Origin of the sequence: Kribbella orskensis (assembly GCF_004342085.1) — a bacterium.
Classification (GTDB): domain Bacteria; phylum Actinomycetota; class Actinomycetes; order Propionibacteriales; family Kribbellaceae; genus Kribbella; species Kribbella orskensis.
Genome location: NZ_SLWM01000009.1, coordinates 94,882 through 107,777, shown reverse-complemented (window position 1 = coordinate 107,777; position 12,896 = coordinate 94,882). Strand labels below are relative to the sequence as shown.

13 protein-coding genes are annotated in these 12,896 nt (G+C 70.0%); 12 read left to right on the top strand and 1 reads right to left on the bottom strand.

Features of this window, described 5'->3' with window-relative positions; genetic code table 11:
* The first annotated feature begins 41 nt into the window (after window positions 1–41).
* From EV644_RS23980 to EV644_RS23925, 12 genes are all read left to right on the top strand, one after another.
* Window positions 42–1,223, top strand: a complete 1,182-nt coding sequence (locus EV644_RS23980) for an MFS transporter (protein ID WP_132191002.1) — start codon at window positions 42–44, stop codon at window positions 1,221–1,223.
* A gap of 14 nt (window positions 1,224–1,237) precedes the next feature.
* Window positions 1,238–2,389, top strand: coding sequence for a N(5)-(carboxyethyl)ornithine synthase (locus EV644_RS23975; protein ID WP_132191003.1), 1,152 nt, complete (start codon window positions 1,238–1,240; stop codon window positions 2,387–2,389).
* Window positions 2,390–2,448: 59 nt separating this feature from the next.
* Window positions 2,449–3,666: a precorrin-3B synthase gene (cobG, locus tag EV644_RS23970; protein WP_199239971.1), complete on the top strand. Its 1,218-nt coding sequence runs from the start codon at window positions 2,449–2,451 to the stop codon at window positions 3,664–3,666.
* Window positions 3,663–4,298: a precorrin-8X methylmutase gene (locus EV644_RS23965; protein ID WP_132191004.1), complete on the top strand. Its 636-nt coding sequence runs from the start codon at window positions 3,663–3,665 to the stop codon at window positions 4,296–4,298. Before cobG ends, EV644_RS23965 begins: the two co-directional genes overlap by 4 nt.
* Window positions 4,295–5,800, top strand: coding sequence for a precorrin-2 C(20)-methyltransferase (locus EV644_RS23960; protein ID WP_132191005.1), 1,506 nt, complete (start codon window positions 4,295–4,297; stop codon window positions 5,798–5,800). The genes EV644_RS23965 and EV644_RS23960 overlap by 4 nt, the downstream gene beginning before the upstream one ends.
* A gap of 94 nt (window positions 5,801–5,894) precedes the next feature.
* Window positions 5,895–6,584, top strand: coding sequence for a hypothetical protein (locus tag EV644_RS23955; RefSeq protein ID WP_241998690.1), 690 nt, complete (start codon window positions 5,895–5,897; stop codon window positions 6,582–6,584).
* 82 nt (window positions 6,585–6,666) lie between these two features.
* On the top strand, window positions 6,667–7,428 hold the full coding sequence (locus EV644_RS23950) for a hypothetical protein (RefSeq protein WP_241998691.1): 762 nt from the start codon (window positions 6,667–6,669) through the stop codon (window positions 7,426–7,428).
* A gap of 100 nt (window positions 7,429–7,528) precedes the next feature.
* Window positions 7,529–8,230, top strand: coding sequence for an SDR family NAD(P)-dependent oxidoreductase (locus tag EV644_RS23945; protein WP_132191006.1), 702 nt, complete (start codon window positions 7,529–7,531; stop codon window positions 8,228–8,230).
* 12 nt (window positions 8,231–8,242) lie between these two features.
* Complete coding sequence (locus EV644_RS23940; protein ID WP_132191007.1) at window positions 8,243–8,734, top strand: 2,4'-dihydroxyacetophenone dioxygenase family protein; 492 nt, start codon at window positions 8,243–8,245, stop codon at window positions 8,732–8,734.
* A gap of 82 nt (window positions 8,735–8,816) precedes the next feature.
* On the top strand, window positions 8,817–9,335 hold the full coding sequence (locus EV644_RS23935) for a PadR family transcriptional regulator (protein ID WP_132191008.1): 519 nt from the start codon (window positions 8,817–8,819) through the stop codon (window positions 9,333–9,335).
* Window positions 9,332–10,063, top strand: coding sequence for an ABC transporter ATP-binding protein (locus EV644_RS23930; protein ID WP_199239970.1), 732 nt, complete (start codon window positions 9,332–9,334; stop codon window positions 10,061–10,063). The genes EV644_RS23935 and EV644_RS23930 overlap by 4 nt, the downstream gene beginning before the upstream one ends.
* Window positions 10,060–11,808 (top strand): ABC transporter permease, encoded by a 1,749-nt coding sequence (locus tag EV644_RS23925; RefSeq protein WP_132191010.1) that lies wholly within the window; start codon window positions 10,060–10,062, stop codon window positions 11,806–11,808. Before EV644_RS23930 ends, EV644_RS23925 begins: the two co-directional genes overlap by 4 nt.
* 9 nt (window positions 11,809–11,817) lie before the next feature.
* Here the strand turns inward: EV644_RS23925 and EV644_RS23920 are convergent, their stop codons facing one another.
* Entirely contained in the window at window positions 11,818–12,888 is a 1,071-nt protein-coding gene (locus EV644_RS23920) for a LacI family DNA-binding transcriptional regulator (protein ID WP_241998693.1), read from the bottom strand.
* Window positions 12,889–12,896 lie beyond the last annotated feature (8 nt).

Here is a 12,896-nt window from a genome sequence, read left to right as displayed (position 1 = left end):
TCCGCGAGTATGCGCCTGCTGCGGACGGTGGAGTGGTCGGCATGGTGCTCACGGAAACGGTGCGGCCGCTCGTTCGCTGGGGTGGGGTGGTGGCGGTGACGGCCGGGATCTTCCTGATCGTCACGGCCGAGATCCTGCCGGTCGGGTTGCTGACGCCGATGGGGAACAGTTTCGGGGTTTCGGCCGGGCGGGCCGGGTGGTTGATGACGGTGCCCGGGCTGGTGGCAGCGGTCGCCGCGCCACTGGTCACGGTGTGGACGGCGCGACTTGATCGCCGGCTGATGCTGGTGGCGCTGATGGTGGTGCTGGCAGCGGCCGACTTCCTCACGGCGGCCGCCTCGACGTACTGGCTCCAGCTTGCCGCGCGGGCGATGGTGGGGCTGACGATCGGCGGATTCTGGTCGATCGGCGCTGGGCTGGCCGCACGGCTGGTCCCGGACCGTTGGGTCGCCCGCGCGACCGCAGTCATCTTCTCGGCCGTCCCCCTCGGCTCCGTGCTCGGCGTTCCGGGCGGGACCTTCCTCGGAGACCACGCCGGCTGGCGAGTGCCGTTCGTAGTACTGGGGGTGCTGTCGCTCGCAGTACTGGTCGCACTGCTAGGCCAGGTGCCGCCTCTGCCGCCGTTGCAGGTGACGCGCTTGGCGGTACTGCGGGAACTGCTCGGGCGGCGGCAGACGCGGATCGCGTTGCTGGTGACCTGCCTGATCGTCACGGCCCACTTCGGCACCTACACGTATGTGACCCCCTTCCTCCGCGATGTCACCGGCGTCGGCGCGGCCCACATCAGCACGCTGCTGCTCGTGTACGGCGTGGCCGGGCTGGTGGGCAACCTCGTCGCCGGTACGACGGCTGCCCGGCAGCTGCGGCCGACCTTCGCCACCGGTGCGGGTCTGCTGGCGGCGGCCACCCTGCTACTGCCGGTACTCGGGCGAACGACGGCCGGCGCAGTCGTGCTGCTGATCGTCTGGGGCATCGCGTACGGCGCGGTGCCGGTGTGCTCGATGACCTGGTTCGCCCAGGCGGCGCCGGGGACGCGGGAAGCGGCGACGGTTCTCTTCACCTCGTCGTTCCAGGCGACTCTGTCCACCGGCGCGCTGCTCGGCGGGGTGCTCGTCGACGCTACTTCGGTGTCTACCGCGATGGTCTGCGGCGGATTACAAGCGGCAACGGTCGTGCTCGTCGTGGGAGCGGGTTCCAGCCGGGCTGTGCTAAACAGGCAGTAACCAAAGGGGCCCTCGTGGACCAGTTAACTCTCGGCGTCGTCGGCCGTTCCCGCAAAGAGAACGAACATCGGCTGCCGATCCATCCGCACCATTTCGACCGGATCGACGAGGATCTGCGGCAGCGCATCTTCCTCGAGGCCGGGTACGGCGACCGGTTCGGGATCTCCGACGAGCAGTTGGCCAAGTCCGTCGCCGGCGTCGTCGACAGGGGCGAGCTGATCGCCCGGGCCGATGTCGTGCTGCTGCCCAAGCCGCAGCCCGAGGATCTCGCCGAGCTCCGGGACGGGCAGGTGCTCTGGGGCTGGCCGCACTGCGTCCAGGACGAGAAGATCACCCAGCTCGCGATCGACCGCGGGCTCACGCTGATCGCGTTCGAGGCGATGAACCACTGGACCGCCGACGGCCGGTTCAGCCTGCACGTGTTCCACAAGAACAACGAGCTCGCCGGGTACTGCTCCGTCCTGCACGCGCTCGAGCTGATCGGCTCGACCGGTGACTACGGGCGCCGGCTGCGGGCGGTGGTGATCGGGTTCGGCGCGACCGCGCGAGGAGCCGTCACCGCCTTGAACGCGCACGGCGTGCACGACGTCGACGTACTGACCGGGCGGGGCGTGACCGCGGTCGGTTCGCCGATCCACTCGGCCCGGATCATCCAGTTCGACCACGACGACCCCGAGGACGACGATCCGCGCCGCAGTCACGCGCTGACCGACGACGGCAGGGTGCCGCTGGCCGGGTTCCTGGCCGAGCACGACGTGATCGTGAACTGCGTGCTGCAGGATCCGGACGCGCCGCTGACGTTCCTGATCGAGGAGGACCTCGCGCAGTTCGCGCCGGGCGGCCTGATCATCGACGTCTCCTGCGACCTGGGCATGGGGTTCAGCTGGGCCCGGCCGACCGGGTTCGCCGACCCGACCTTCGTCGTCGGCGACCACATCACGTACTACGGCGTCGACCACAGCCCGTCGTACCTGTGGAACTCGGCGAGCTGGGAGATCAGCGAGGCCGTGCTGCCCTTCCTCCGCCCGGTGCTCGAAGGCCCCGCCGCCTGGCACGCCGACGAGACCCTCAGCCGCGCGATCGAGATCGAGGCCGGCACCATCCGCAACCCCGGCATCCTCTCCTTCCAGCATCGCTCCCCCGACCACCCCCACCCGCATCTCTGATCCCACCGAGCTCACGTGAGCGAGAACACAGTCGGAGGCCGGCAAGTAGCATCACGGCCGTGCCACCTGTCGAAAGGGTCTCCACCGACCGCTGCCCCGGTGTTCTTGCGGTTCACCAGGCGGCTGACGGCGGGTTGGCACGCGTCCGGCTACCCGGCGGGCTCCTGACCGTCGAGCAGTTGGGGGTCCTCGCCGCGGCCTCCGCCGGACTGGGCGATGGCAACCTCGAGCTGACATCGCGGGCGAACCTCCAGATCCGTGCGCTCCGCCCCGGCGCTCCCCGGACCCTCTCGGACCGCCTGTACGCCGCAGGGCTGCTCCCCTCAATCACCCACGAACGCGTCCGCAACATCCTCGCGTCGCCACTGTCCGGCCTCGACCACAACAGCCTGTACGACGTACTGCCCGCCGCGGCTGAGCTGGATCGCCTGCTGTGCGACCGCCCGGGTCTCGCCGAGCTGCCCGGCCGGTTCCTCTTCGCGCTGGACGACGGCCGCGGCGACCTCTCCTCGGCCCGGGCCGACGTGGCCGTGCAGGTGGTATCCAGCGAACTGGCTCTGCTGGCACTGGGCGGAGTGGTCTGCGGGCAGACAACATTGGCAGAGATGCCCGCAGTGATGGTCACTGCTGCCGAGGCGTTCCTGGTGGAGCGTGCGGAGCAGCAGTCGGAGGCCTGGCGTCTGGCCGAGCTGCAAGACGGCCCGGCCCGGGTTCTGAAGCGCCTGGACGTGCACGAGTCAACCGGCCAACTGCAGCGTGCAGCTCCGTTAGTGGCGGGGCGCTACCAGCAGCCAGATGGACAGTGGGCCGTCGTGGCCACCGTGCCGCTCGGGAGTCTGCGGCCAGAGCAGGCGTCGGCGCTGGCGGTCGTCGCCGCACGTGGTGCCGGCCAGGTCCGGGTGACCCCGTGGCGGTCTGTGGTCGTCGCCAGCTTGGCTGACGCAGAGGATGCCGTCCGACGGCTGCAGGCAGTTGGGCTGGTAGTGGAGCCGGAGTCGCCCTGGAACGGGGTGACCGCCTGTGCCGGCCGGCCTGGTTGCGCGAAGGCGTTGGCGGACGTGCGAGCGGACGCGTGGCGGCTGACACCCACGATGGCGCCGGGCCATCGAGCGGTGCACTGGTCCGGGTGTGAACGGCGCTGCGGGCGCCCGAACAGTGATCACCTCGAGGTCCTCGCGGTGTCCGGCGGTGGCTATTCGGTCGACGGGGTCCCGGTGGACGACCTGGCAAGTTCTCTGTCTCCAGTACGAACCGCAGTACGAAAGGCGAGGTCGTGAGCAGCAAGTACGAGTACGTGACGGACGGGGCCGAGATCTACCGTCAGTCGTTCGCGACGATTCGTGCGGAGGCTGCGCTCGGCGAACTCCCCGCGGACGTGGCGCAGGTCGCGGTACGGATGATCCATGCGTGCGGGATGACCGATCTCGTCGCCGACCTGGCGTGGTCAGGCGAGGTGGTCGCCTCGGCGCGGGCCGCGCTGCGCTCGGGCGCGCCGATCCTCTGCGACGCCGCGATGGTCGCCGCGGGGGTCACCCGACGCCGCCTCCCCGCGGACAACGAGGTGATCTGCACCTTGAGCGATCCCTCCGTCCCAGGGCTGGCTGCCTCGCTCGGTACGACGCGGAGCGCCGCCGCGCTCGACCTCTGGCTGGATCGACTGGAGGGCTCGGTGGTGGCCATCGGCAACGCCCCGACCGCGCTCTTCCGGCTGCTCGAACTGATCGGCAACGGCGCGCCACGGCCTGCCGCCGTACTGGGGATCCCGGTCGGATTCATCGGCGCCGCGGAGTCCAAGGAAGCACTGGCCGCCAACGACCTGGGCCTCGAGTACCTCGTGGTCCGGGGCCGCCGCGGCGGGAGCGCGATCACCGCTGCCGCCGTCAACGCGATCGCGAGCGAGGAAGAATGACCGGACGGCTGTGGGGTGTCGGGCTCGGCCCGGGTGACCCGGAACTGGTGACGGTGAAGGCTGCCCGGCTGATCGGCGCCGCCGACGTGATCGCGTTCCACAGTGCGCGGCACGGACGCAGCATCGCCCGCTCGGTGGCCGCGCCGTACCTGCGGGACGGGCAGATCGAGGAACACCTGGTCTATCCGCTGACCGTCGAGACCACCGATCACCCCGGTGGATACCAGGGCGCGATGGACGACTTCTACGCCGAGTGCGCCGAGCGGCTGGCCGCACACCTGGACGCCGGGCGCGACGTCGTCGTACTGGCTGAGGGCGATCCGCTGTTCTACGGCTCCTACATGCACATGCACAAGCGGCTCGCCGATCGGTACGAGTGCGAGGTCGTGCCGGGAGTGACCTCGGTCAGCGCGGCCGCCGCAGTACTGGGTCGGCCGTTGTGTGAGCGCGACGAGATCCTTACCGTGCTGCCCGGCACACTGCCGCCCGAAGTACTGGCCGAGCGGCTCCGGAACACGGACGCCGCCGCGGTGATGAAGCTCGGCCGGACCTTCGGCAATGTCCGCGAGGCCTTCGAGCTCGCGGGCCGCCTGGACGAGGCCTGGTACGTCGAGCGCGCGACCACGGACGCCCAGCGGACCGCGCCGCTCGCCGACGTGGACCCCGACTCCGTCCCCTACTTCTCACTCGCCCTGCTCCCAAGCCCGCTGAACACCACTTCACCCACCACCGAACAGGTTGCGCTCAGCGACAAGGGATCGGTGACCGTGGTCGGGCTCGGGCCGGCCGGGCCGGAGTGGATGACGCCGGAGGTCCGGTCCGCGATCGCCACCGCCGACGACCTGATCGGCTACGGCCCGTACGTCGACCGGCTGCCCGACCGTGCTCGCCAGCGCAAGCACGGTTCGGACAACCGGGTCGAGTCCGAGCGGGCCGCCTTCGCCCTCGACCTCGCCCGCAAGGGGTCCCGGGTCGTCGTCGTGTCCTCCGGCGATCCGGGCGTCTTCGCGATGGCGAGCGCGGTCACCGAGGTCGCCTCGGAGCCGGAGTACGCCGACATCGCGGTGCACGTGCTGCCCGGGATGACCGCGGCCCAGGCCGTCGCCAGCCGGGTCGGAGCGCCGCTAGGGCACGACTACTGCGTGCTCTCCCTGTCCGATCGGCTGAAGCCGTGGGAGGTGATCGCCGCCCGGCTGAGCGCCGCGGCCGCCGCCGACCTGGCGATCGCGATCTACAACCCGGCGTCGAAGTCCCGCACCTGGCAGGTCGGCGCCACCCGCGACCTTCTGCTCGAGCACCGTTCGCCCGAGACCCCGGTGGTGATCGGCCGCGACGTCGGCGGCGGTTCGGAGTCGATCACCGTCACCACTCTCGCCGACCTGGACCCCGACCAGGTGGACATGCGGTGCCTGCTGCTGATCGGTTCGTCGCAGACGCGTACGGTCGACCGCGAGGCCGGCCGCCTGGTCTTCACCCCTCGCCGCTACCCGTCCGGGGCGTGAGCTCAGGGGACCGTTAATTCTGCCGAGACCTTGCATGAGGACGCGGGTCGAGGGGTAGGGACCCGCCGCAGGGCGGACGTGAGGAGAAACTGCAGTGGCTCAGAGCTATGGCAACACCGGTACCTTGACCGAGCCCGGGATGGACCCGGGGACCGATACGACGACTACCAAGCGCTACGAGGAAGCACGGGCGGCGGCCCGTCGGGCCATGACGACTGCGACCCAGGTCCCGGACCAACCCGCGGCCAAGATACCGGCGGAGGTCGAGCGGCCGGCGTACACAGGCTTCAAGTTCGGTGCGGCATTGTTCGGCTGGCTGATCACGGTGTCGATGGCCGTGCTGCTGACCGCTGTCGTCGCAGGCGCAAGCTACGGCGCCGGCTACGTGCTCGACTACACCCGTGCGGACGCGAAGCAACAGGCCGGTACGGTGGCTATCACCGCCGCTGCCGTGCTCGTGCTGACCTTGAGCCTGGCCTTCTACATCGGCGGGTACGTCGCCGGCCGGCTCGCGCGGTTCGACGGGGCCCGGCAGGGGTTCGGTGTCTGGATGATCACCTTGCTGCTGCTGGCCGTCGCGGCCGGCGTCGGTGCCTACTGGAACAGCCAGTACGACCTGGTCGGCCGGGTGGACCGCCCGGACATGCCGCTGTCCAACGACGTACTGCTGACCGGCGGCCTCTTCACCGCGGCCGCACTGGTGTTCCTCCCGCTCCTCGCCGCGCTGCTCGGCGGCAAGACGGGCCAGCGGTACCACGACAAGATCGACGACATGCTCGACTGAGGCGCGGGGACCGCCTGCTTAAGGGTTCGAGGGGTGGGTACGGGTATTGCAGACGGGGCTGTCGATATGAGGAGACGGCGACATGGTTCAGCAGTATCGGGACGACCCTGACACGCAGCATTTCAACCACCCCAGGCAGTTCAGCGAGGACCAGCCGGCCAAGCGGCCGACGGTGGATCCCAAGGCGACCAGCCTGACCAGGACCGGTGGATCAACAGCCACGCGGCCGACGGTGGATGCGACCACGGAGCAGCCGGTGGTCGTGGACAAGACCGCCACGCACCGGGCGAACGTCAAGACGTCCGCGACCGCCGAGGTCGACCCGGCCTACCGCGGCTTCAAGTCCGGCTCGGCGTTCTTCGGCTGGCTGATCGCGGTCGGCCTGACCGTGCTGCTGACCGGCATCGTCGGCGCCCTCGCGGCCGCGGTCGACTACGCGGTCACCCTCGACCGGTCGATGGCCGAGGAGAACGCGGGCACCATCGGCATCGTGTCCGGCACCGTGCTCGTGGTGATGCTGGCGATCGCCTACTACAGCGGCGGGTACGTCGCCGGCAGGCTCGCGCGGTTCGACGGCGCGCGGCAGGGCCTCGGCGTCTGGGCGATCGGCCTGATCGTGACGCTGGTGGTCGCCGGGATCGGCGCGCTCGCAGGTTCGCAGTACAACGTGCTCGACCGGGTCGACGTGCCGACGGTGCCGATCGCGGACGACACGCTCACCTCGGGCGGCCTGATCGCGGCGGCCGCGGTGCTGGTCGTCACGCTGCTCGCGGCGGTGATCGGCGGCAAGGCCGGTCAGCGGTACCACCGCCGCATCGACAACAGCTGGGACTCACCCGAGTAGGCAACGTCAGACAGCCTCAAACACCCGGAAGTCGGATCGCAACGATCCGGCTTCCGGGTGTTTCTTGTCGCCGCCACACGCAACCACCAGGCTGAGCGACATGGCCCGTACTGCGCTCGTCGTCGGAGGTACCAGTGGTATCGGCGCGGCCACCGCGCTACGGCTGGCCGCCGACGGCGCCACTGTCATCGCGGCCGGCCTCAACACGGCGGCGGCGTCACCCGAGCTCCGACAGGCGGTGGAACTCCACGAACTCGATCTCCGCACACCAGGCGCGCTGGAGGACCTGATCACCTCACACCCGCGGCTCGACGTACTGGTGAACGCGGCCGGCATCATCCGCCGGGGCGACGAGCACCGGCCGGAGGTGTTCGCCGAGGTGGTCGAGATCAACCTCACCGGCGCGATGCGAGCCGCGGCCGCCGCGCACGAGCTCCTTGCCGAGAGCAAGGGCTGCATCGTCAACGTGGCGTCGATGCTGAGCTACTTCGGCGGCCCGCTGGTGCCGGGATACAGCGCGAGCAAGGGCGGGATCGTGCAGCTCACCAAGTCGCTCGCCGTCGCGTGGGCCGCCGAGGGGATCCGGGTCAACGCGGTCGCACCCGGCTGGATCGCCACCGACCTGACCGCGGCCTTGCAAGCCGACCCGGTCGCCGCTGAGCGGATCCTCTCCCGTACTCCGATGGCGCGCTGGGGCCGCGCCGCGGAAGTCGCCGGCGCGATCGCCTTCCTGACCGGACCCGACGCCACCTTCATCACGGGCGCGGTGCTGCCCGTCGACGGCGGCTACCAGAGCAACTAGGAGGAGAACCGGATGAGTAGCCAGATCCCGATCGCGGCCGGCGTACCGGCGGAGATCGCCGTCCAGGCCGTGCCGGACGACGACCGGTTGTGGGTGCCGCAGGCGCCGGATGTGTGGTTCCGGCCGCTGATGCTGAACACGATCACCGGGCAGTGGTGCAACCTGCTGAAGGTGACCCGGGCCGGGATCGTGTCCCGGCACCGGCACCCGAGCGCGGTGTTCGGGTACGTGATCAAGGGCCGCTGGCAGTACGACGAGCACGACTGGGTCGCGGAGACCGGGTCGTTCGTCTACGAGCCGCCGGGTGAGATCCACACCCTGCGAGTGCCGGAGAACACCACCGAGATGGTGACCTTCTTCAACATCTCCGGCGCGATGATCTACGTCGACGACGACGGCAACCAGATCGGCTACGAGGACACCTTCACCAAGATCCAGCTCTGCCGCGACCACTACGCGGCGAACGGCCTCGGCGCCGACTACGTCGACCAGTTCATCCGCTGAGGCCCAGTCCGCTGAGCCCCCGACGTCCGCTCAGCGGCGTCGGCTTGACGCTATAGATAGCGGGTATATATTCTCGCTATCTATGCAGGCGTTGTTCCTCGCTCTGCTGGCCGATGAAGGCCGGCACGGCTACGAGATCAAGCAAGCGCTGGAGCAGGAGTTCGGGGAACTGCTGCCGGCACTGAACGCCGGGCAGATCTACTCGACGCTCTCGCGGCTCGAACGCGACGGCCTGGTGGTCGGGCAGAGCGTCGCGGGAGACGGCCGGCGCAAGCGCGTGTACGAGCTCACCGAGTCCGGCCGGGCGGCGCTGGCCGGCTGGATCGAGACGCCGATCCCGGGCACGCGACTCAAGGACGAGTTCTTCATGAAGCTCGTGATCCTCGCCTCGGCCGGGCTGGCCGAGCCGTCGACGCTGATCGCCGCGCAGCGACGCGAGTACCTGCAGTCGCTCCGGGATCTCGACGGGGTGCTGACGGCCAACGGCAACAGACCCGCCGCCGAGCTTCTCGTGGAGGGCGCGGTCCTGCACCTGAAGGCGGATCTGGAATGGCTCGACCTGATCGAGCAAAGACTGCCGACCCGGGAGGGGCCGAGATGACACCTGTACTCGAGGCGCGGGGCCTGGTGAAGACGTACGACACCGGCGGTGCCGAGGTCCTCGCCGTTCGCGGCATCGATCTGTCGATCCGGCGTGGCGAGTTCGTCGCGATCATGGGACCGAGCGGCTGCGGCAAGTCCACGCTGCTCAACCTTCTGGCGGGTCTCGATCGGCCGACCGCGGGCGAGGTCTGGCTCGACGGCGAGCGCATCGATCAGCTGAGCGAGGCCGGGCTCGCCCGGATGCGCCGCCGCAGGATCGGGGTCGTCTTCCAGTTCTTCAACCTGATGCCCACCTTGTCCGCCATCGAGAACGTCGAGCTACCGCTCCTCCTGATGGGCCGGCGTCGCAGGGATGCCCGGGACGCCGCGAGCCTGCTCATGAGTGACCTCCGCATCGGGGAGAAGCACGACGCCGCTCCCGCCCACTTGTCCGGCGGGGAGCAACAGCGAGTCGCCATCGCCCGTGCCCTCGCGAACACGCCGGACCTCCTGCTGGCCGACGAGCCGACCGGAAACCTCGACTCGGTGGCAGCCCGTGAGGTGCTGGCCCTGCTCCGCGCCGCCCGGGATCGCGGCCAGACCCTGCTGCTCGTGACCCATGACGCACGCGTCGCCTCCGCCGCGGACCGGGTGATCATGCTCCGCGATGGGCGGGTGTCCGATCAGTCCGAGTTGCAGGTCGCGCGACCGGTCGCCTTCCCGTTCGACGGTGGCGACCAGGGATGACCGCCACGCTGGTCAGGCTTGCCTTCGCGGGGATCCGCCGGAGGCTGCTCGCCAGCGCACTGACGATCCTGCTGGCCGGCGCCGCGGCCGCGACCATTGTTCTGAGCCTCGAGGTGGGCGCCACCGCACGCGACCCCTGGCAGCGAACGTTCACCGCGGCCAACGGTGCGCATGTGCTCGCGAATGTGTCCTCCGAGGCCGACGCGCGCGCGATCGCCTCTCTCCCCGGGGTCGCCGAACGCGACGACGCTGTCCCGGCGGCGCTCGCCGGCATCGTCGGCGCAACGGACCGGTTGCAGGTCGCCGGGATCGGTTCCCCTGCTCACATCAACAAGCCGGTGCCGATCGAGGGTTCGACGCTGCCCGGGGATGGGATCGTGCTCGAGCGGAGCTTTGCCGACGCGCTCGGCCTCCGAGTCGGAACGACGCTACGGATCACCACCACGGGCGATCCGATCGAGCTGCCCATCGTCGGCACGGCGATCTCGCCCAGCCAACCGCGCTACCCCCGGCAGAATCCCGGGCTGGCCTGGGTCAGCCGGGCCACGCTGGAGCAGGTCCAGCCCGACAGCAACCGCTGGCGCTGGACGGAGTCCATCCGGCTGACCGACCCGGCGGCTGCACCGGCCTTCGCCGAACGCGCCGTGGCATCGTCGCCTCCCGGCACCACCTCCGTCCAAACCTGGAAGGAGCAGCGCGCCGAGGCGCTACGAGATGCAGAACCCGCGCGGCTCATCCTGACCACGTACACGATCGTGTTGCTGGTGGTGGTTTTCGCCGTGGTGGCGATCCTGGTCAGTGCCCGTGCCGGCGCGCAGTACCGCGAGATCGGATTGCTGAAGGCCGTCGGTTTCACCCCACGCCAGGTCACCGCCGTGTTCGCGATCGAGTCCGCCGTGCTCGGGCTGGTCGCGGTGCTCATAGGCTTCGCGGTCGGAGTCGTGCTCGCGCCGCGGCTGGCCGCAACCAGCCTCGAGACGATGCTGGGCTCGCCGACCACGGCAGCCAGCCCATGGCACCTCCTTGTCGCCAGTTGCCCCGTGCTGTTGGTCCTGGTTGGCAGTGCGAGCTCCGCGACCCGGCGCAGCACACGCTTCACCGCCCTGCAGGCGATCCGAGCTGGTGCCCCCACACCGGCCGGGCGGTCTCGCCTCGCCCGCTTGATCGGTCGCGCGAGTCTGCCGGTTCCGCTCTCACTCGGCCTCAAGGACCTCCTCGCCAGGCGCCATCGAGCCTTCCGCCTGGCCGGCGCGATAGCGGTCACCGGCGCCGCCGTCGTCTTCGCGTTGTCGATGCAAGCCAGCCTTGACGCCCGGCCGCCAGGCGAAGCGAGCGACGTCCCGAAAGAACTACCGGCACTCGTCTACTCCCTCGACGCCGTGCTCCTGCTGATCACCGCGACAACGCTCGTCGCCGTCGCCCTCGTCTCGGTCCGCGAGCGCATCCGTGACTACGGAGTGCTGAAGGCAGTCGGCCTCACCCCCGGTCAGATCACCTCGAGCCTGGTCAGCGCCCACGCCGTCCTTGCGGCAGTCGCGGGGATCCTGTCGATTCCGGTGGGCATCGCGCTCTATGTCATCGTCTACGGAATCGCCGGTGGAAGCAGCGAAGACCGGGTGATCGCACCTTGGTGGTGGCTCGTTCTGGTCCCGGCCGGAGGCGTACTCATGGTCATCCTCGCGACCATCCTGCCCGCCCGATCGGCTACCCGGATCTCGACCGCCGACGCCCTTCGCTACGAGTAGCGGAGGGCGTCAAGCGGAGGCACGGACGACGAGTTCCGTCGGGAGGATGCGAGGGCCTTCGTCCTCGCCTTCGATCCGGCGTAGCAGGACCTCCACCATCTCGCGGGCGACCAGCTCGAGTGGCTGGCGGATCGTGGTCAGGGGTGGGTCCGACTCCCGGGCGATCCGGGAGTCGTCGAAGCCGCCGACGGCTACTTCCTCCGGGACCCGGCGACCGGCCCGGCGAAGCTCCACCAAGGCTCCGGAGGCCAAGAGGTCCGAGGCCGCGAACACCGCGTCCACGTCCGGACTGGCCTTGAGCAACGTCTCCATCGCCTGCCGGCCGGCCTCCTGGCTGTAGTCGGTCGCGGAGACCACGAGCCGCTTGAGCGCCTTCCGCCCGAGCACGTCCTGGTATCCCTGCAGCCGCTCCTGTCCCCCGGCGATCTGCGGCGCGCTGATCATCCCGATCCGCTTGTGCCCCCGCTCGACCAGGTACCGCGTCATCTGCCGAGCACCTTCGCGGTCGTCGGCAGCGACGTACGGAAGGATGTCGCCGGGTGCGAGCGGCTTGCCACAGGCAACAGCCGGTACGCCGCCCTGGGCCAGCTCGGCGATCAGCGGGTCGCCGGAGTGGGAGGAGATCAGCAGTACTCCGTCGACGTGCTCGCCGCGGACGTACCGCAGGATCCGGTCCCGCTCGGCGTCGCTGGACTCCAGCATCAGTACCAGGCTGATGTCCTGCTCGGCCAGCGCCTGCGTGCACGACCGCAGCAGCACGCTGAAGTTCGGGTCCTCGAACAACCGCTCCTGCGGCTCCGACAGCACGAACCCGATCGCGTTGGACCGCTTCGTGACCAGGCTGCGGGCGCTCTGGTTGACCGTGTACCCGGTCTTCGCCATCGCCTGCTGCACCGCCTCCAGCGAGGCGGCGCTGACGTAGTGCGCGCCGTTGAGGACGCGCGACACCGTGCCGCGGGACACCCCGGCCAGTTCGGCGACGTCGTCGATGGTCGGCCCACGCCGCATCGCCCGGCGCGCCGCTCCCCGGGACTTCGGGTGAGCGGCGGGCTCGGTGCTCGAGGTCCCCCTGCCTGCCACGGGCCCAA

Excerpts from the sequence above, each read along its gene's own strand:
- EV644_RS23980 (WP_132191002.1), top strand. The coding sequence starts at position 42 with ATGGTGCTCACGGAAACGGTGCGGCCGCTCGTTCGCTGGGGTGGGGTG.
- EV644_RS23960 (WP_132191005.1), top strand. The coding sequence starts at position 4,295 with ATGACCGGACGGCTGTGGGGTGTCGGGCTCGGCCCGGGTGACCCGGAA.
- EV644_RS23950 (WP_241998691.1), top strand. The coding sequence starts at position 6,667 with ATGGTTCAGCAGTATCGGGACGACCCTGACACGCAGCATTTCAACCAC.
- EV644_RS23945 (WP_132191006.1), top strand. The coding sequence starts at position 7,529 with ATGGCCCGTACTGCGCTCGTCGTCGGAGGTACCAGTGGTATCGGCGCG.
- EV644_RS23940 (WP_132191007.1), top strand. The coding sequence starts at position 8,243 with ATGAGTAGCCAGATCCCGATCGCGGCCGGCGTACCGGCGGAGATCGCC.
- EV644_RS23935 (WP_132191008.1), top strand. The coding sequence starts at position 8,817 with ATGCAGGCGTTGTTCCTCGCTCTGCTGGCCGATGAAGGCCGGCACGGC.
- EV644_RS23930 (WP_199239970.1), top strand. The coding sequence starts at position 9,332 with ATGACACCTGTACTCGAGGCGCGGGGCCTGGTGAAGACGTACGACACC.
- EV644_RS23925 (WP_132191010.1), top strand. The coding sequence starts at position 10,060 with ATGACCGCCACGCTGGTCAGGCTTGCCTTCGCGGGGATCCGCCGGAGG.